The sequence below is a fragment of the Achromobacter marplatensis genome, assembly GCF_049060505.1.
Classification (GTDB): domain Bacteria; phylum Pseudomonadota; class Gammaproteobacteria; order Burkholderiales; family Burkholderiaceae_B; genus Achromobacter; species Achromobacter marplatensis_A.
In genome coordinates this window covers 126,237-143,699 of sequence record NZ_JBMGRB010000003.1, presented here as the reverse complement: position 1 = coordinate 143,699, position 17,463 = coordinate 126,237, and the positions used below count along the sequence as shown (strand labels likewise).

At 67.3% G+C, this 17,463-nt stretch carries 16 protein-coding genes; 12 read left to right on the top strand and 4 right to left on the bottom strand.

Going from position 1 to position 17,463, the window contains the following annotated elements; genetic code table 11:
* Positions 1-19 precede the first annotated feature (19 nt).
* From ACI0FO_RS08870 to ACI0FO_RS08860, 3 genes are all read right to left on the bottom strand, one after another.
* Complete coding sequence (locus ACI0FO_RS08870) at positions 20-811, bottom strand: LysR family transcriptional regulator (RefSeq protein WP_416025912.1); 792 nt, start codon at positions 809-811, stop codon at positions 20-22.
* A gap of 87 nt (positions 812-898) precedes the next feature.
* Positions 899-1,897, bottom strand: coding sequence for an acyl-CoA dehydrogenase family protein (locus tag ACI0FO_RS08865; RefSeq protein WP_416025910.1), 999 nt, complete (start codon positions 1,895-1,897; stop codon positions 899-901).
* 11 nt (positions 1,898-1,908) lie between these two features.
* On the bottom strand, positions 1,909-3,057 hold the full coding sequence (locus ACI0FO_RS08860; RefSeq protein WP_416025909.1) for an acyl-CoA dehydrogenase family protein: 1,149 nt from the start codon (positions 3,055-3,057) through the stop codon (positions 1,909-1,911).
* 257 nt (positions 3,058-3,314) lie between these two features.
* Between ACI0FO_RS08860 and ACI0FO_RS08855 the strand changes: the two genes are divergently transcribed.
* The 3 genes from ACI0FO_RS08855 (at position 3,315) to bktB (ending at position 6,353) form a co-directional block, all read left to right on the top strand.
* The gene (locus tag ACI0FO_RS08855; protein WP_416025907.1) at positions 3,315-4,283 is read left to right on the top strand and encodes a Bug family tripartite tricarboxylate transporter substrate binding protein; all 969 of its coding nucleotides are present in this window, start codon (positions 3,315-3,317) and stop codon (positions 4,281-4,283) included.
* A 21-nt stretch (positions 4,284-4,304) separates the two neighbouring features.
* Positions 4,305-5,105 (top strand): crotonase/enoyl-CoA hydratase family protein, encoded by an 801-nt coding sequence (locus ACI0FO_RS08850; protein ID WP_416025906.1) that lies wholly within the window; start codon positions 4,305-4,307, stop codon positions 5,103-5,105.
* A gap of 66 nt (positions 5,106-5,171) precedes the next feature.
* Positions 5,172-6,353 carry a beta-ketothiolase BktB gene (bktB, locus tag ACI0FO_RS08845; protein WP_105556551.1) on the top strand — a complete coding sequence of 394 codons (1,182 nt, stop codon included), beginning with the start codon at positions 5,172-5,174 and terminating at the stop codon, positions 6,351-6,353.
* Between the two features lie 99 nt (positions 6,354-6,452).
* Here the strand turns inward: bktB and ACI0FO_RS08840 are convergent, their stop codons facing one another.
* On the bottom strand, positions 6,453-7,226 hold the full coding sequence (locus ACI0FO_RS08840; RefSeq protein WP_416025904.1) for an IclR family transcriptional regulator: 774 nt from the start codon (positions 7,224-7,226) through the stop codon (positions 6,453-6,455).
* Between the two features lie 113 nt (positions 7,227-7,339).
* Here ACI0FO_RS08840 and ACI0FO_RS08835 point away from each other — a divergent pair, with 113 nt between their 5' ends.
* The 9 genes from ACI0FO_RS08835 to ACI0FO_RS08795 all read left to right on the top strand — a co-directional run bounded on the left by ACI0FO_RS08835 (position 7,340) and on the right by ACI0FO_RS08795 (position 17,460).
* On the top strand, positions 7,340-8,143 hold the full coding sequence (locus ACI0FO_RS08835) for an enoyl-CoA hydratase (RefSeq protein WP_416025902.1): 804 nt from the start codon (positions 7,340-7,342) through the stop codon (positions 8,141-8,143).
* Complete coding sequence (locus ACI0FO_RS08830) at positions 8,140-10,224, top strand: acetate--CoA ligase family protein (protein ID WP_416025901.1); 2,085 nt, start codon at positions 8,140-8,142, stop codon at positions 10,222-10,224. Before ACI0FO_RS08835 ends, ACI0FO_RS08830 begins: the two co-directional genes overlap by 4 nt.
* A gap of 54 nt (positions 10,225-10,278) precedes the next feature.
* On the top strand, positions 10,279-11,247 hold the full coding sequence (locus ACI0FO_RS08825) for a Bug family tripartite tricarboxylate transporter substrate binding protein (protein ID WP_416025900.1): 969 nt from the start codon (positions 10,279-10,281) through the stop codon (positions 11,245-11,247).
* 5 nt (positions 11,248-11,252) lie between these two features.
* A complete protein-coding gene (locus ACI0FO_RS08820; RefSeq protein ID WP_416025899.1) occupies positions 11,253-12,437 on the top strand; it encodes an acyl-CoA dehydrogenase family protein in 1,185 nt (394 codons plus the stop codon).
* A gap of 53 nt (positions 12,438-12,490) precedes the next feature.
* Entirely contained in the window at positions 12,491-13,540 is a 1,050-nt protein-coding gene (locus ACI0FO_RS08815; RefSeq protein ID WP_416025897.1) for an acyl-CoA dehydrogenase family protein, read from the top strand.
* 78 nt (positions 13,541-13,618) lie between these two features.
* Positions 13,619-14,389 (top strand): spermidine synthase, encoded by a 771-nt coding sequence (locus ACI0FO_RS08810; RefSeq protein ID WP_416025896.1) that lies wholly within the window; start codon positions 13,619-13,621, stop codon positions 14,387-14,389.
* Between the two features lie 213 nt (positions 14,390-14,602).
* Positions 14,603-15,355 (top strand): GntR family transcriptional regulator, encoded by a 753-nt coding sequence (locus ACI0FO_RS08805; RefSeq protein WP_416025894.1) that lies wholly within the window; start codon positions 14,603-14,605, stop codon positions 15,353-15,355.
* Complete coding sequence (locus tag ACI0FO_RS08800) at positions 15,306-16,622, top strand: malonyl-CoA decarboxylase domain-containing protein (protein ID WP_416025893.1); 1,317 nt, start codon at positions 15,306-15,308, stop codon at positions 16,620-16,622. Before ACI0FO_RS08805 ends, ACI0FO_RS08800 begins: the two co-directional genes overlap by 50 nt.
* A 46-nt stretch (positions 16,623-16,668) precedes the next feature.
* Positions 16,669-17,460 carry an enoyl-CoA hydratase/isomerase family protein gene (locus ACI0FO_RS08795; RefSeq protein ID WP_416025891.1) on the top strand — a complete coding sequence of 264 codons (792 nt, stop codon included), beginning with the start codon at positions 16,669-16,671 and terminating at the stop codon, positions 17,458-17,460.
* Positions 17,461-17,463: the final 3 nt, after the last annotated feature.

Sequence of the window (17,463 nt, the reverse complement as noted above, 5' to 3'; positions counted from 1 at the left end):
GGCGCGACCATGCTCCATCCTAAGCCTGCCGGCCACCTTGCCGCAAGCGCGGCGCCGGATATTTGGCAGGCTTGTCGCGGAATGCCTGGCTGGCCATCTCGCGCAGGTTGCGCGCCGCGCTGCGTTCCGTGTCGGGATTCCATGCCAGCGATATGCCGATGGACGCATCGGCGGGAAAGTCGGCCAGCGTTTTATAGACGACGTTGGGCCCCGGATGGCGCCGGCTGCCGGCGGGCACCAGCGCCACGCCTAAACCGCTTTCCACCAGACTGAGCAGTGTCTGCACTTGCACCGCTTCCTGCGTGATGCGAGGCGTGAAGCCGCGTAGTTGGCAAGCGTTGATCGCCGCCATGCGCAATCCGGCCGCCTCGGTCGCGGTGTACATGATGAATGCCTCGTCCGCCAGGTCCTGCATGATGCGGATCGACGTTGCTTCGCGCAGCAGGACGGTCACGCCAGGATAGCGCTGGCGGAACAAGGGCAGGATGCGCGGCAGGATGCCGTGCGTGGCCGACCCGACGAAGCCGATGCGCACCGTGCCGCCTTCGCCTGCCGCGCCGGCGCGCGCGGCCAGCTTGAACTGCTCGGCATGGAACAGCGCGCGGCGCGCTTCGTCCAGGGCGGCCAAGCCGGCTTCGGTCAGTTGCACGCCCTGGCGTCCGCGCACGAACAGCGGCACGCCCACCATGTCTTCAAGCTTGCGGATCGAGACCGACAGCGGGGGCTGCGACATATGCAGCTTTTCCGCCGCGCGGTGGAAGTTCAGCGTCTCGGCAAGAACCAGGAACTGCTGTAGATGACGGAAATCCATGAGGGCGACCCGGGGTGAAGATTGCCCTGGATGATACGGTGCGCGTATCGGCGGCGGCATCCGTGCTATCCCTTCGGTATCAGCGCGTCATGCCGCCCCGCACAGCGTCGTGCGCAGGTAGGTCAGCGCGTCTGCGCCACTGCCCAGCGCGTGGGCGCCAATGCGTTCGTGCCAATGGGATTCCGATCCGCCCGCCAGCCGCCACTCGCGCAGGCGCCGGGTGTACAGCTGCAAGTCGTATTCCGCGGTGACGCCGATGGCGCCATGCACCGCGTGTGCGATATCCGCGACCATCGGCGCGGCCTGGCTGGCGCGCGCTTTGCCCAAGGCGGCCAGCATCGCTTGCGGCAATCCGCCCTGGCCCTGGAACGCCAACTGCGCGGCCATGCGTGCGGCCCAGACCTGCTCGGCCATCACGCTGATCTGTTGCTGCACGGCCTGGAAGCGGCCGATGGGTTTGCCGAACTGCGCGCGCGTGTTGGCGTAATCCAGCGTCAGCGTCAGGACGCGCTCCATGGCGCCAGCCATGAGGCCGGCATAGGCGGCGGCCGCGAGCTCGTCCAGCGGGCTGCCGTTGCCCAGGCATTGCGCGTCCGCCAACGCCCACCCCGCATCGCCGTCCAGGCTGCCGTGCACGCCGTTCGGCTGCGCGTGGCCGGCGGATGTGGCCAACAGCCAGACCTGCCCATTGACCTGTGCCAGTATGTGGTCGGCGGCGCGGATCCAGGGAACGCTGGCGCCTGTCACCCGCTTGCCCTGGATCGCAAGGCCGTGCGGCGCGAGGGCGATAGCGCCCGCCGGCCGGGGCCGCCCCATGCGGGCAAGCCAGGCGCGGGCCAACATGGTGTGGGCGATAGGATAGGGGCAAAGATGACGGCCGGCCGCCAAGACCACCGGCAGCGCTTCGGGCAGGTCCAGCCCGGCGCCGCCCTGCGTTTCAGGCACCAGCGCGTCGGCAAAGCCGGCGTCTTCGCAGGCCTGCCAGGCCGCGGCTGCCGGTTGGCCTTGCTCGATGCCGCGAACCACCGCGGGCGTGCAGGTTTGCGCGAACAGGCGTTCGGCGGCGTCGCCAAGCAGAGAATCCATGGTGATCGTCCTTATCGAAGTCCAAGGCCGCGGGCGATGATGCCGCGCAGGATCTCGCGCGTGCCGCCGCGCAAGGAAAACGTGGGGCTGACCTGTTCCAGGTACGCCAGCGTGCGCAGTAGCGGCAACGGCGGCGGCACCTCGGGACGACGGCCCAGCGCATCGCCGATCAGGCGGGGGATAAGTTGTTCCAGTTCCGTGCCCAGGTCTTTGACCAGCGCGGCCTCGGTCGCGGGGCTGCCGCCGGCCGCCAGCTTGCCCGCCACCGCCAGCGACATGGCGCGCAGCACCGCCATCTGCGACAGGATGCTGCCCAGGGCTGCGCGGCTGCTGGCGTCGTCGCTCAGGGCCCGGCAATGCGTCAGCCAGCACTCCAAGAGCGCGATGCTGGAATAAAGGCGTTCGGGGCCGCTGCGTTCGAACGCGAGTTCGGCATTCACTTGCGCCCAGCCTGCGCCCGCTTCGCCGATCAGCGCATCGGCCGTCAGCTCGACGTTGTCGAAGAACACCTCCGAAAAATGGGCATCGCCCGCCAGGTCTTCGATGGGGCGGATGGACACGCCCGGCAACGACAGGTCCACGATCAGTTGAGACAGCCCTTGGTGGCGGTCGTCGGCCGTGCCGGAGGTGCGCACCAGCGCAATCATGTAGTGCGAACGGTGCGCGTTGGTCGTCCAGATCTTGCTGCCGTTCAGGCGCCAGCCGCCAGCCGACGGTTCCGCGCGCGAGCGGATGCTGGCCAGGTCGGAGCCGGATCCCGGCTCGCTCATGCCGATGCAGAAGAAGGCCTCGGCGCGGCAGATTCGGGGCAGGTAGAACGCCTGCTGAGCGGCCGTGCCGTACTTGTGGATTAACGGCGCGCTCTGGCGGTCGGCGATCCAGTGCGCCGACACCGGCGCGCCCGCGCCCAGCAGTTCTTCCGACAGCACGAAACGCGCGAAGTGGCCGCGCGCCGCGCCGCCGACCTCGCGCGGCAGGGTCAGGCCCAGCCAGCCGCGTTCGGCCAACTGGCGGCTGAACCCCGCGTCGAACCCCATCCATGAGCGCGCGCGTTCGTCGGGTTCCAGCCCATCCAGGGCATCGGCCAGGAAGGTGCGCACCTCGGTGCGCAAGGCTTCATCCTCGGGCGGGATGGCGGTAAGTTCCAGCGTATCAATCATGGGCGCTCCGAAGCGAACGGGGGCCCCGCAGCGGGGCGTCCACGGCCACTATCAGGCCGCGCGCTGACAGCCGTCCAATATTATTTATTGGATAGTTGATACGAATCTCATATCGGCAGCCGGCCGTCGACTGATACGAGGTTGGTATCGCTTGCTCAAAAACTAATATTAGACGTCACCTGTCCGTGTGCCTACGCTGCTTGCTGCGCCGTGCCGCGTCCAACGCGCCCGGCGACGACAACAACAGGAGACAAGCAATGATCAAGCTGATGCGCCTATTGGCGCTGGCGGGCGCCGCATGGCTGGCGCTGCCCGCGGCGTCCGCCCAGGCCGCTTACCCCGACAAGCCCATTCGGCTGATTGTGTCGTTTCCTCCGGGCAGCGGCACCGACAGCAATGCGCGCTATGTTGCAAAGAAAATGGAAGAAAAGCTTGGCGTGGCCGTGACGGTGGAAAACCGGCCCGGCGGCAACAGTTTCATCGCCGCGCAGGCCGTCGCCGTGGCGCCTCCCGATGGCTACACCCTGTTGCTGGCCAGCAATTCGCCCGTGGCGACCAATGCGGCCATGTTCAAGCACCTGCCCTATGACCCGGTCAACGACTTCGCGCCGGTGGCGCGCCTGGGTTACGGCGCAATGGCGCTGGTGGTCAAGGCCGATGCGCCCTACAAGACGGTGGCGGATCTGGTGAACGCGGCGCGTCAGCGGCCGGGAGAACTGAATTTCGGCAGCGGCAGCGCGTCCTATCAAATCGCCACCGAGTTGTTTCTGGCCATGGGCGGCATCAAGGCCAACCACGTGCCGTATCGCGGCGCGGCCCCCGCGTTGACGGATCTTGCGGGCGGGCAGGTGGACTTCGTGTTCGCCGATTATGGCGCCGTCATTCCTTTCGTTCAGAGCGGCCGCATGCGGCTGTTGGCGGTTACGGGAGATACGCGGCTAAAGAGCGCACCTGATACGCCGACGTTGCAGGAATCGGGATTTCCAGGCTATTACATGGTGAACTGGACCGCGGCGTTCGCGCCGGCCCGCACGCCGGCGGCCATTATCGATAAGCTGGCCGGCGTGCTGCTGGGAATATTCGGCACCGCGGACGCGGCCGAATTCCTGGCGCGCACGAACTGGGAAGTGTTTCCCGTGGGGCCGAAGGAACTCGGTGTGTTCCAGCGCGACGAAATCCGCAAATGGGACCAGGCCGCCCAGCGTGCCGGCATCCCGAAACAATAACGCGCACATCAGGAGAAAGACATGACGGAACTCGTGCATTACGAGCAGAGCCCGGAGGGCATCGTGACGCTGACGCTGGACGATCCGGCCACGCGCAACGCGTTGACGGGCAGCGGCATCGTGGATCAGTTGCTGGCCGCGTTTGCGCGGATCGAACGGGATCCCGCGGTGCGCGTGCTGATCCTGACGGCGGCGGGCAATGTGTTCTCGTCGGGCGGCAACATCAACGACATGCAGCGGCAGATTGGCCCCGAGGTCGGCAGCGCCGCCTTGCGCCAGGAATACCGCCACGGCATCCAGCGCCTGCCGCTGGCCCTGCATGCGCTGGAAGTGCCCACGATCGCCGCCGTCAATGGCCCCGCCGTCGGCGCGGGCTGCGACCTGGCCTGCATGTGTGATGTGCGCATCGCCGCGGAAGGGGCGACGTTCGCGGAGAGTTTCGTCAAACTGGGGATCGTCCCCGGGGACGGGGGCGCCTGGTTCCTGCCACGGCTGATCGGCTCGGCGCGGGCGGCCGAGATGTCGTTCACCGGGGACGCCATCGACGCGGGTACCGCGCGCGAATGGGGACTCGTGTCGCGCGTCGTGCCGGCCGTCGAACTGCTGTCCGCGGCGCGGGCGCTGGCCGCTCGCATGGCGGCGAATTCCCCCGACGCGGTGCGGCTGACCAAGCGCCTGCTGCGCGAAAGCCAGCATGTGCGGCTGGATACCTTGTTGGAGTTGTCGGCGGCGTATCAGGCGCTGGCGCACAAGACCCCGGCGCATGCGCAGGCGGTGGACGCCTTCATCGCGCAGCGGGCCGCGCGCAAGCCACGCGCTTGAGGCCTGGGCGGTTCCGGGGCTGGCGGGCCGGCGGTATGATGGAACGCATTACAAGGAGGAAACACCATGAATGAAGTCATCGTCGCTTCGGCTGTCCGCACCGCCATCGGCGACTTCGGGGGCGCGCTGAAAGACGTGCCGCCGTGCGACCTGGGCGCCACCGTCATCCGCGCCGCGCTGGAACGCGCCGGCGTCAAGGGCGACGAGGTCGGCCATGTTGCGGTTGGCCACGTCATCAATACCGAACCGCGCGACATGTATCTGTCGCGCGTAGCCGCCATGAACGCCGGCATCGCCAAGGAAACGCCCGCCTTCAACGTTAACCGGCTGTGCGGTTCGGGCCTGCAAGCCATCGTGTCGGCGGCCCAGACCATCTTGCTGGGCGACGCCGAAATCGCGATCGGCGCAGGCGCCGAAAGCATGAGCCGCGCGCCCTACATCGTGCCGTCGCAGCGCTGGGGCGCCCGCATGGGCGACAGCGTCATGCTGGACATGATGACCGGCGCCTTGTCGGATCCGTTCGGCCGCATGCACATGGGCGTCACTGCCGAGAACGTGGCGGCCAAGTTCGGCATCAGCCGCCAGGACCAGGACGCGTTGGCCGCCGAATCGCATCGCCGCGCGGCAGCCGCTATCGACGCCGGCTATTTCCGCGACCAGATCGTGCCGGTGGTGCAGAAGACGCGCAAGGGCGAAGTGGTATTCGACACCGACGAGCACGTGCGCCGCGATGTCTCGGCCGCCACCATGGCCACGCTCAAGCCGGTCTTCCAGAAAGAAAACGGTACGGTCACGGCGGGTAACGCCTCGGGCCTGAACGACGGCGCGGGCGCCGTGGTGCTGATGAACGCCTCGGTGGCCGCCAAGCGCGGCATCAAGCCCTTGGCCCGTCTGGTGGCCTACGCGCATGCGGGCGTCGATCCCGACATCATGGGCATCGGCCCGGTGCCGGCCACGCAGGCGGCGCTTAAGCGCGCGGGCCTGACCGTGGACCAGTTGGATGTCATTGAAGCCAACGAAGCCTTCGCCGCGCAGGCTTGCGCCGTGTCGCGCGAGCTGAAGCTGGACCCGGCCAAGGTCAACCCGAACGGCAGCGGCATCGGCCTGGGGCACCCCATCGGCGCCACCGGCGCGATCATCACCGTCAAGGCGCTGCACGAGTTGCAGCGCGTGGGCGGCCGCTACGCGCTGGTGACGATGTGCATTGGGGGCGGCCAAGGCATCGCCGCCATTTTCGAGCGCATTTAAGGCTGTCCGCAAGGCCGACCTGAATCCCGCCCGGAAAGTCCGAACGGTTTGGGCGCCTTGCCCGGACCGCTTCGGTTGCCAGCGTCGGAACGCACCGCCTCAGGCGTGGCCCAGGTAGTCCTGGGCCCACGCCAGGCATTCCGCGCGCAGCAGCGCGCCCATCTGCAGGCGGCGCGGGCCATCCAGCCGGCTGCTGATCGCCCCGAAGCTGAACGCCACCCAGGTTAGTTCCGACACCGGAAACGCCACCCCCACGCCCGACACGCCCGGTGTGATCGTGTCCACGATCTCGGAATACCCCGCTGCGCGCGTCTGCTTCACGGCCTTCATCAGGCCAATGCTGGTAACGCCAATCTGCGCATAGTTTGCCGCGTGACGGGCATAGAGCGACGCGATGTCCTCGTCAGGCAGGCTGGCCATCAGCGCCAATCCGCCCGCGCCCACCCCCAGCAGGCGGCGTTCGCCCTGGTCGATGGTGAACACCTTCACCGGGAACGACCCGGCTTCCCGCAACAGGCACAGGGCGTAGTCGCCCTGACGGATCACCAGGAAAACGGTGTCGCCGGACAGGCGCGCGAGCTTTTGCGCGAAGGGCCGTAGCGCGTCCAGCAAGGGCGTGCGCCGCAGCGCGGCAAACCCCAATTGCATGGAATCCACGCCCAGGCGGTAACGCCGGTTGCCGTGGTCGCGTTCGGCGAACTGTTCTTCCAGCAGGCAGCTTAGCAGGCGGTGCGCGGTGGAGCGTTCCAGCCCGGTGGCGTTCATCACGCCCTGCAGGTCGATGCCGTCTTCCTGGTGCTGCGCCAGCACGCGCAGCAGCCCTAAGGCGCGGCGCATGCTTTGCGTGCCGCCAGTGGCCGTTGATTTGTTCATATTGTGGGAAATATTGATTGAATATTTTGTATTCTAGGATTTAGGGTGCGTTAATTCAATCCAGTCGATCCGCGCCGGTGTCGAGCGCGGACATAGCAAAAGACGAGGAGACTATGGAATACGCCACCCTGGCCGTCGAACGGCTTGACTCGATATGCCGCATCAGCCTGGCGCGCGAATCCGCGCGCAATGCGCAAAGCCAACAGATGCTGGACGAATTGGATGACGCCCTGACGCGCGCCGAGCAAGACGATTCCGTGCGGGTGGTCGTGCTGGCGGGTCGCGGCGCGCATTTCTCGGCCGGGCACGACTTGAAAGAAGCGCAGGCCAAGCGCGCCGACTTCACCGTGGAAGAGCGCTGGGATTACGAGTCGCGCCGCTACTACGGGTATTGCCTGCGCATCTGGGACTTTCCGAAGCCGACCGTGGCGCAAGTGCAGGGCGCCTGCGTCGCCGGCGGATTCATGATCGCCAACATGTGCGATCTGGTGGTGTGCGCCGACACGGCATATTTTTCGGATCCGGTGGGCCACACGTTGGCGGCCGCCGCGACCGAGGTGCTGATCCATCCGTGGGTGATGGGCCTGCGCAAAGCCAAGGAAATGCTCTACACCGGCGAGAAGGTCGACGCACAGGAGGCGCTGCGCATCGGCATGGTGAACCGCGTCGTGCCCGAGGCCGAACTGGATGAGGCGACGCTGGCGCTGGCGCGGCGGATCGCCCAGGCGCCGCCGTTCGGCCTGCGTCTGATCAAACGGTCGCTGAACCGCACCGCCGACGCCCAGGGATTCCGCACCGCGCTGTCGGCGCACTTCGATACGCATCAGCTGTCGCATCTGAGCGAAGAATTCCAGGCGGTGCGCGAGCGCGGGCTGGCCCAGGCCATCCAGCGCAACAAGAAGGGCGAAACGGCATGAAGACGGCCTTGGATTGCCTGCTGAATCCGGGGTCGATCGCCATGATCGGCGCCAGCACGAACGCCGGGCGTATCGGTGGCATGCCCTTGGAACTCTTGACCCGCTTCGGCTACGCGGGCGGTATCTATCCGGTGAATCCGAAGTACCGGGAAGTGTTCGGCAGGCGCTGCTGGCCCGATATCGAGACGGTGCCCGAACCGGTGGATCTGGCGGTGCTGGCGATCGCCGCGGCCGAGGTCACGCCCATGCTGCGCCGCTGTCACGCCCGGGGCGTGCGCGCCGCCATCGTGTACGCCGCCGGGTTTGCCGAGGCGGGCGGCGACGGCGTGCGCCTGCAGGACGAGCTGGAAGCGTTCGTGGCCGAAAGCGGCATGGCCGTGGCGGGGCCGAACTGCATGGGCTTCGCCAATCTGAATACGCAGGCGCATACTGCGTTCGCCTCGGTCTTCAAGACCGCGTCGGCCCAAACCGGACCGGGCGTCGTCAGCTTGCTGACGCAAAGCGGCAATGTCTGCGCGGCCGTGTACGCCATCGCGCGCAGGCTGGATCTACCGTTTTCGCACTTCATCAATACCGGCAACGAAGCGTGCCTGGATTTTTCGCAATACCTGGAATACCTGGCCGCCGATCCGCGGACGGAAATCGTGCTGGGCTATATCGAGCAACTGCGCGACGGCAGCCGTTTCGCACACGCTTGCCGCGAGCTTGAACGCCAGGGCAAGCTGTTGATCGCGCTGAAGGCGGGCAGCACGGACAAGGGCGCGCAGGCCGTGCGGTCCCACACGTCGGCGTTGGCCGGAGACCGGCGTGTGTACGCCGCGGCCTTCCGGCAGTTGAACGTCATCGAGGCCACGGACTTCGCGCAGATGGCGCATCTGGCCAGCCTGGCGACGTTGCGCCACCGCAGTGCCGGCAAGCGGGTGGCCGTGTTGACGATGTCGGGCGCGCTGGGCGCGATCCTGGCCGACAAGTTCATCGGCGCGGGACTGGACCTGCCCGATCTGCCGGATTCCTTGCAGGCCGTGCTGCGCGGCGGCATTCCCGATTACGGCATGGTCGGCAATCCCGTGGACGTGACCGGCAATGTGGTCAACGATCCGGACTTTGTGCGCACGGTGCTGCAGGCGCTGGCGACGACGGACGCGATCGACGCGGTGGTGGTCTATGCCCCGGGCTACATGCTGGACCGCATGGCGGATGCGCTGGCCGAGGCTTCGCGCCAGCATCCGCGCCTGTTCGTGGCGATCGATACCGGCTTGGCGCAAAGCAGGGCTGCGCTACGCGCCGCCGAGGTGGCCGTGTTTGAAGACCTGGGCCAGGCCGTGTCCGCTCTGGCGCCGTATCTGCTGTGGTGCGACGCGCGCGCCGCCAAGCGCATTGCGCCGATGCCGCGTCTGCAGGCGGCGTCTGTGCCGGCGTTGCCTTGCAACGAAGTCGATGCGCGCGAGTACGTCGCGGCTTTCGGGCTGCCGCAGGCGCGGGCGCATGCCGCGCGCGACGCCGGCCAGGCAATGGCCGATGCGCGCGCGGCGGGGTATCCCGTGGCGCTGAAGATCCTTAGCGGCGACATCGCGCATAAGACGGAAGCCGGCGGCGTGGCGCTGGGACTGGCCGACGACGAGGCGGTGAAGGCCGCTTGCAGCCGGGTGATCCAGGCCGCCAGGCAAGCGCAACCCGATGCGCGCATCGACGGCGTGATGGTGCAGAAGATGGAGCGGGGCGTGGCCGAGATCATCGTGGGCGCCTCGCGCGATCCGGTATTCGGTCCCGTCCTGACGGTGGGCCTGGGCGGCGTGCTGACCGAGTTGTACCAGGACACGAGCCATCGCCTGCTGCCCGTCGATGAAGATATCGCCTTGCAGATGCTGCGGGAGCTTAAGGCGTTTCCGCTTCTGGACGGCTATCGCGGCAAGCCTCGCGCGGACCTGGCGGCGGCCTGCCGGAGCATCGTCGCCGTGGGCAACGCCCTGCTTGCGGCGCCTGCGGAAGTGGCGGAAATTGAAGTCAATCCATTGCTGATCAAAGAGGCGGGACAAGGCGTTGCGGTACTGGACGCGCTGATCCTGCCCGCAACCCCGTAGCGCGCACCCGCAATCACGCGACCGCGCGCCGCGTATCCCCAGGAGGAGACAAGCATGATGAAGAGACTATTGGCCAGCGTTGCGCTGGCCTGCATCGGCGTCGCGAATCCGGCGCTTGCCCAGGATGCGTTTCCCAGCCGGCCCGTGCGCATCGTGGTGCCGTTCTCGCCCGGGGGCGCGGCGGACATCATGAGCCGGCTGCTGGCCGAGCGTTTGACCGCAAAGCTGGGGCAGCCCGTCATCGTCGAGAACAAGCCGGGAGGCGGGACGATGATCGCGTCGGACTACGTGTCGCGCGCGGAGCCGGACGGCTACACCCTGCTGATGGCCGCGTCCTCGCTGGGCATCGCGCCCAGCATCTACGCCAAGGTCAACTACGACCCCATCAAGGATTTCGCGCCGGTCAGCCAGGTGGCGTCCGTCGTGCACGTGCTGGAGGTGCATCCGTCGATTCCCGCCAAGAACGTGGGCGAACTGATCGCCTACTTGAAAGCCAATCCGGGCAAGGTCAGCTACGGTTCGGTCGGCACCGGCAGTTCGACGCACCTGGAAGCCGAACTCTTCAACAGCATGGCGGGCGTGCAGATGGCGCACATTCCGTACAAAGGCAGCGCGCCTGCGCTGAACGACCTGGTGGCTGGCCGCATCCAGGTGATGTTCGACGCGTGGGCCTCGTCGGGGCCCTTCGTCAAGGACGGCAAGTTGCGCGCGCTGGCCGTGACCACGACACGCCCGTCGGCGTCCGTGCCAGACCTGCCGACGGTGGCGTCGTCCGGCTTGCCGGGCTATTCGGCGATGCCGTGGCTGGGGTTGGTGGCGCCGGCGCGCACGCCGCAGACGGTGATCGACAAGCTCTACCAGAATCTCGCGCAAATCCTGCAGCAACCCGATGTGAAGGCGCAGTTCGTGGGGCTGGGGCTGGATATCATCGGCAGTGATCCCAAGGCGTTCTCGGCCTTCATCCGGCAAGACGTGACCACCTGGGCCAAGGTGGCGCGCGATTCCAACATTCGCCTGGAGTAGTACGCATGAGCCGATGGGAGAACGCGGCGCGGGATGACGCCGCCTTTCGCCAGGAACTGCGAGGCTGGCTGGCCTCGGCCTATGCGGCCTTCGCCCGGGATTGGCCGGGCGGGGCCGCCCCGCGCGACCTGGATTTCAGGCGCGCCTGGGAAGACACCTTGTGCGCGAATGGCTGGTCCGGTCTGGGCTGGCCCGAAGCGTATGGCGGAAAGAACCTGCCGTTGTCGCGGCAGGCCGTGTTCCACGAAGAGCATGCGCGCTGTGGCGCGCCGCTTGGCGTGAACCTGATCGGCCACGGCATTCTGGCGCCGACGTTGCTGCACTTCGGCACCGAGGCGCAGAAACGCCGTTTTCTGCCCGGCATCCTGGCCAACCGCGAGGTCTGGTGCCAGGGCTATTCGGAACCGGGCGCCGGATCCGACCTGGCGTCGGTGCGCACGCGCGCCGAACCCGCGCCGGGCGGCTATCGGCTGAACGGCCACAAGATCTGGACGTCGTTCGCCGACCGGGCGCAGTGGTGCTTCGTGCTGGCGCGCACCGATCCGCAGGCGCCCAAGCACCGTGGCCTGAGTTTCCTGCTGGTGGACATGGGCAGCCCGGGCGTGCGGGTCGAGCCCATTCGCCAGATCACGGGCGAAGCCGAATTTTGCGAAGTGTTTTTTGAAGACGTCTTCGTGCCGCGGGACCTATTGCTGGGCGAACCGAACCAAGGGTGGAAAGTGGCGATGGCCGCCGCCAGTTTCGAACGCGGCACCTACTTCATCCCGCGCCTGGTGCGTTTCGCGCAGGAACTGGAGCAGGTGCGCCGCCTGGCGCTACGCCCAGACGCATACGGGCACGTGCCGGCCTCGTCGGCCGCCGTGCGGCACAAGTGGGCGCGGTTGGCGGCCGACAGCCATGTGCTGGCGCTGAAGTCGCAGCGCGCGCTGACCGGCGCCATGCGGGGCGACCCGCCCGGCCCGGAAGGATCATCCACCAAGATTCACTGGAGCGAAGCGCACCAGCGGCTGCTTGAACTGTCGATGCAATTGCTGGGTGAAACGGCTTGCCTGGCCGAAGGCGCCGACGCGCAAGCGGCGACGCTCACGCATGCCTATCTGTGGTCGCGCGCGGAAACCATCCTGGCCGGCACGTCCGAGATCCAGCGCAACATCATCGCCGAGCAGATGCTGGGCCTGCCCAAGGCCTGACGCCCGATTGCATGGCGGGCCGCATCTTGACCCCTTCATTGATTTCGATCGCTATGACTCTGCCTTTGACCGAAGACCAGCGCATGCTGCAAGACGCGGCCCAGCGCTTCCTGGCTGAACGCCATCCTCCGTCGGCGGCGCGCGGCGCGGCCTTGCGGCCGCCCGGCGCCCGCCTGGCGCTGTGGGGCGAGATCGCCGGGCAGGGCTGGCCGGCACTGCTGGCGCCTGACGCTGCCGGTGGTTTGGCGCTGGGCCTGCGCGAGGCCTGGATCGTGGCCGAAGCCGCGGGGCGGCACCTGTTGAGCCTGCCGCTGGTGGCCAACATGGTCGTGTTGCCCACCTTGTGCGAGGCGGGTATCGACGGCCCGGCTGCGCAATGGGCGCGGACGATGATGGACGGCGGCGCCTATTTCGCCGACGCTGCCTTGCGCCCGGATGGGTCGGCCTTTTTCGAAGGCGCGGGCGAGGGCGTGCCGGCGTTGGCCGTGCGCAATGTCGGCCCGCGAACGGTGCGGCTGGACCGGTACGCGCCGGTGCCGGGCGCGGCGGGCCTGGACCCGACGATGCCGGTGGCGCAAGCGACGCGGCCCGAATTACTGGACCGTATCGATCTGCCTGTCGAGCCTGGCACATGGCGTCGGCTGCGGACCCGGCTGTGCCTGCTGCGTTGCGCCGAACTGCTGGGGGCCGCGTCCGCCGCGTTGGACATGGCGGCCGCCTATGCGCGTGAGCGCCGCCAATTCGACCGAGCCATCGGCGCCAATCAGGCGATCAAGCATCGCCTGGCCGACGACTGGATGGCGCTGGACGACGCGCGGCTCGCCGGCATGGCGGCGGCGTCGGCGCACGATACCGCCGCTGCGTCGGCGGACCGCGACAGCTTGTACGTGCCTTTGCTGGCGGTGGAGGGCGGGCGACGCGCTGTCCAGAACGCCATCCAGGTGCACGGGGCAATGGGCGTGACCTGGGAGTGCGACGCGCACCTGTACCTGAAACGCGTGCTGCGCCTGTCGGCCAGCTTGCATGCGCAAGCGTCCTGCACGGAGCTGCTGGAGCGCATCTGGGAGGGCGCGGCCGACGCGGCGGCCCTGTCCGCGGCCTGATGCGGCGGGAGACCGGGCCGGCGGGCGCCGGCGCCACGCGGGTCTGACGCCTGGCGTCGTCGGCCCTACAATCCCGCCATGAATAAATCGAACTTTCCTTCCGAGCTGGACCAACCTACGCTGTCCGAAGTGGACGGCGTCCGCTATCTGCACTTCAACACCGAATGGGTACAGGGCGCCATGCGCATCAAGAACCCATCGGAACTGGTGCTGGAATACACCGGCCAGATGATGGCGTGGCTGCTGTTCCTGGAACCGCCCAAGGAAGAGGCCATCGGCATGCTGGGCCTGGGCGCGGGATCGCTCGTGCGCTTCTGCGTGAAGCACACGCGCAGCCCCTTGCTGGCGGTGGAATGGAACCCCCGGGTGACGGCGGCTTGCCATATGTTCTTCCGCCTGCCGGGAGAAAACCGGCTTCAGGTTGAACACGCGGACGCGGGGGCCTGGGTGGCTGATCCGTTGAACGCGGGGCGCTGCCCGGTCCTGATGGTCGACCTGTACGACGCCGCGGCTGAAGGCCCGGTGCGCGACAGCGTGAAGTTCTACCGCGATTGCCGCCGGGTACTGGGGGATGTGGGCGTGCTGGCGGTGAACCTGTTCGGCCGCCACGACAGTTTCGGCAAGAACATCGACAATTTGTCCAAAGCGTTCGACGACCGTGTGGTGCTGTTGCCTGAAGTCGACGCCGGCAACCAGATCGTGCTGGCGTTTTCAGGGCCAAGCCTGGCGATCACGCCGGCCGAGCTGCTGGAGCGGGCCGAGGTGGTGGAATCGAAGTACGGCCTGCCGGCGCGCCGCTGGGCCCGCGCGCTGACTCGCCACGCCGTCGACGGCGTGCTGCACTTTTAAAGCGCAGGGCGGCCAGCCGCCGGGGCTGGCCATTCGCGACGTCCGCGGGCGAATCTATCCGGGTTCGTCCATGGGGGCATCTATTCCGGGGGCGGCCCCGGGGTTCTATTAGGGTAGTCACGGGGCGGGAAGGGGGTTTACCTTTTCCCCGGGCGGGATCTATCATGGGTTTATTCATAATTATGAATTACGGTGTAGTCCCAACCGCCCCATATGAGCCAACCCATCGTCCGTCAAGCCCTGTACCTGGAAGTCGCCGATCGGCTGCGCGCCATGATTCATGCGCGCGCGTTGACCAACGGCGAATGGATCGACGAGCTGCGGCTGGCGGGCGAGCTGGGCATCTCTCGCACGCCCCTGCGCGAAGCCTTGAAAGTGCTGGCCACCGAAGGGCTGGTGCGGCTGGAGCCGCGGCGCGGCTGCTTCGTCAACGAACTGTCCACGCAAGACCTGGAAGACATCTTCCCGTTGATGGCCATGCTGGAAGGGCGCTGCGCCTTCGAGGCCGCGCGCAAGGCCACCGACGCGGAACTGGCCGCGCTTGAGCCGCTGCATACCGAACTGGCGGGCCACGCCAAAGCTGGCCGCATCGACGCGTACTACCAAACCAACTACCTGATTCACGAGGCCGTGCAGGCCCTGTCCGGCAATCAGTGGCTGAACGACATGGTCGGCAATCTACGCAAGGTGCTGAGCCTGTCGCGGCACCGCAGCTTGGCGCGGCCAGGCCGAATTGAACAATCCTGCGCCGAACACTTGGCCATCTTCGCCGCCCTGAAGGCGCACGACAGCGACGCCGCGCAGGCGCTGGCGCATACCCATTTGATGCGGCAGCTGGAAGCGCTGCGCGCATTAGCCCATGAAGACGCCGCCGATCCGGCGTTATCCGATCCCATCGTCATCCAGGAGCCCGCCCATGTCCGTACCCGCCAATCTCGCGCCCGCGCGGGGCGCACGCACGCCTGAGCCCGAGGCCGAAGCGATCGACGCCGCGTCGGCCGCCGAAGGGGCCAGCCTGATCACGCGGTTGGGCCGGCTATGGGAGCGCGGGCGCCTGCCCAGCGAATCCGAAGTGCGGCGCCTGTTCGAAGCGCGCTTGACCGACGTCGCCGCGAACAAGCTGGCGCGCCGCTGGTGCGAGCAATACAGCGCCGCTGACGGCAAGGATCGCCGGTTGATGCTGGCCGCGTTGGCGCAGGTCCGCGCCACCTACGCGGGCGACGGCGGCGAAGGGACGCGCTTGTTCAAACGCTTCAATGCCCAGGCAAAGGGCCTGCATTTTTTGGTGGAATTGCGCGCCGACATGCTGCGCTGGCGCAAACAGGTCGCGGGTATCCAAAGCCTGGACAAAGAACTGGAAGGCCTGCTGTCGGCCTGGTTCGATGTGGGGTTGCTGGAACTGCGCCCGCTGACCTGGGATTCGCCGGCGTCGTTGCTGGAAAAGCTCATCCTGTACGAAGCCGTGCATGAAATCACGTCCTGGGACGATCTTCGCCGCCGGGTATCGCCGGACCGCCGCTGCTACGCCTACTTCCATCCGCAGATGCCCGGCGTGCCGCTGATCTTCGTGGAAGTGGCCTTTGCCAGCCAGATGGCCGACAACGTGCAGGTGCTGCTGGACAGCACCCTGCCGCCCCAAGACCTGGACAAGGCCCGCTGGGCGATCTTCTATTCCATTTCCAATACGCAACCGGGCTTGAAGGGCATCAGCTTCGGCAATTTCCTGCTCAAGCGCGTGGTCGAACAGTTGCTGGACGAATTGCCCAAGCTGAAGTCCTTCGCCACCCTGTCACCGATTCCCGGGTTTTCGGACTGGCTGGGCAAGCTGGACGCCCAGGCCGTCGAGGACATCGTGCGCGAAGACAAGGCGCGCGCCAAAGACCGCAAGCGCGAAGGCGTGCCGGACGGCCAGCGCTGGGTGTCGCGCCTGGCCAAGGCCGCCCAGGGCCGCGCGCCCGACGTGGTCAAGCGCGCGGGTTTTCGCCTGGCCGCCTGCTATTTGCAGTCCATGAAGAACAGCTTGCCGCTGGATGCGGTGGCGCGCTTTCACCTGGGCAACGGCGCGCGCATCGAACGCCTGAACTGGGCGGCGGATACGTCGCAGAAAGGCCTGAAGCAGTCTTGCGGGCTGATGGTCAACTATCTGTACGACCTCGATGAGCTGGACACGAATCTGGCCAAGCTGGGCGAAGGCAAACCGCAGGTCAGCCGGAGCGTGGGCCGCGTGGCCTGATCGCCGGAGACACGGCGCCATCCATTAATAAAAAAGGGCAGGGGACATGACGCAAGACGTGACTGGCCGCGTGCGGCTGGAACGCGAAGAGGCGCTGGCCTGGGTGACGCTGGCGCATCCCGGCCGCCTGAACGCGATAACCGTGGGCATGTGGCGCGGACTTCAGGACGTGTTCACGCAGTTGGCCGCGGATGACACCCTGCGCTGCGTGATCGTGCGCGGCGAGGGCGGCAACTTCGCGGCGGGCGCGGACATCCGCGAGTTTCCCGTCCAGCGGGCCGACTTGGCAGGCGTGCAGCGCTATCACCGTGAAATCCTGGCGCCCGCGCTGCAGGCCGTGGCGCAATGCCCGCATCCCGTCATCGCGCAGATCGACGGCGTGTGCGTGGGCGGCGGGCTGGAAATCGCCAGCCAATGCGACCTGCGCATCGCGGGGGCATCGGCGCGTTTCGGCGTGCCGATCAACCGCCTGGGTTTCCCCATGGCGCCGGATGAAATGCGCGGCCTGCTTGCGCTGGCCGGCCGCGCGGCGACGTTGGCCATCCTGCTTGAAGGCCGCGTGTTCGGCGCTGAAGAAGCGCTTGGCCTGGGCCTGCTGACCCGCATCGTCCCCGATGATCAGGTGGCGGATGCCGCGCGCCGCAGCGCTGGCCGCATCGCCCAAGGCGCGCCGTTGGCCGCCCGCATCAATAAACGCTTGTCCGCACGGCTGGCCCAAGGCGGCGCCTTGACCGAGGACGAGTATCAAGATTATTTCTCCTATGCCGAAAGCCGGGACCACAAGGAGGGCGTGCGCGCCTTCCTGGCCGGTGTAGACCCTTCCTTTTCCGGAGACTGACCA

Bases quoted from the DNA above. Each gene is read 5' to 3' on its own strand.
- ACI0FO_RS08840 (WP_416025904.1), bottom strand. From the start codon at position 7,226: ATGAACAAATCAACGGCCACTGGCGGCACGCAAAGCATGCGCCGCGCC.
- ACI0FO_RS08815 (WP_416025897.1), top strand. From the start codon at position 12,491: ATGACTCTGCCTTTGACCGAAGACCAGCGCATGCTGCAAGACGCGGCC.
- ACI0FO_RS08795 (WP_416025891.1), top strand. From the start codon at position 16,669: ATGACGCAAGACGTGACTGGCCGCGTGCGGCTGGAACGCGAAGAGGCG.
- ACI0FO_RS08810 (WP_416025896.1), top strand. From the start codon at position 13,619: ATGAATAAATCGAACTTTCCTTCCGAGCTGGACCAACCTACGCTGTCC.
- ACI0FO_RS08850 (WP_416025906.1), top strand. From the start codon at position 4,305: ATGACGGAACTCGTGCATTACGAGCAGAGCCCGGAGGGCATCGTGACG.
- ACI0FO_RS08820 (WP_416025899.1), top strand. From the start codon at position 11,253: ATGAGCCGATGGGAGAACGCGGCGCGGGATGACGCCGCCTTTCGCCAG.
- ACI0FO_RS08855 (WP_416025907.1), top strand. From the start codon at position 3,315: ATGATCAAGCTGATGCGCCTATTGGCGCTGGCGGGCGCCGCATGGCTG.
- ACI0FO_RS08800 (WP_416025893.1), top strand. From the start codon at position 15,306: ATGTCCGTACCCGCCAATCTCGCGCCCGCGCGGGGCGCACGCACGCCT.
- ACI0FO_RS08870 (WP_416025912.1), bottom strand. From the start codon at position 811: ATGGATTTCCGTCATCTACAGCAGTTCCTGGTTCTTGCCGAGACGCTG.
- ACI0FO_RS08825 (WP_416025900.1), top strand. From the start codon at position 10,279: ATGATGAAGAGACTATTGGCCAGCGTTGCGCTGGCCTGCATCGGCGTC.
- ACI0FO_RS08860 (WP_416025909.1), bottom strand. From the start codon at position 3,057: ATGATTGATACGCTGGAACTTACCGCCATCCCGCCCGAGGATGAAGCC.
- ACI0FO_RS08835 (WP_416025902.1), top strand. From the start codon at position 7,340: ATGGAATACGCCACCCTGGCCGTCGAACGGCTTGACTCGATATGCCGC.
- ACI0FO_RS08805 (WP_416025894.1), top strand. From the start codon at position 14,603: ATGAGCCAACCCATCGTCCGTCAAGCCCTGTACCTGGAAGTCGCCGAT.
- ACI0FO_RS08865 (WP_416025910.1), bottom strand. From the start codon at position 1,897: ATGGATTCTCTGCTTGGCGACGCCGCCGAACGCCTGTTCGCGCAAACC.
- ACI0FO_RS08830 (WP_416025901.1), top strand. From the start codon at position 8,140: ATGAAGACGGCCTTGGATTGCCTGCTGAATCCGGGGTCGATCGCCATG.
- bktB (WP_105556551.1), top strand. From the start codon at position 5,172: ATGAATGAAGTCATCGTCGCTTCGGCTGTCCGCACCGCCATCGGCGAC.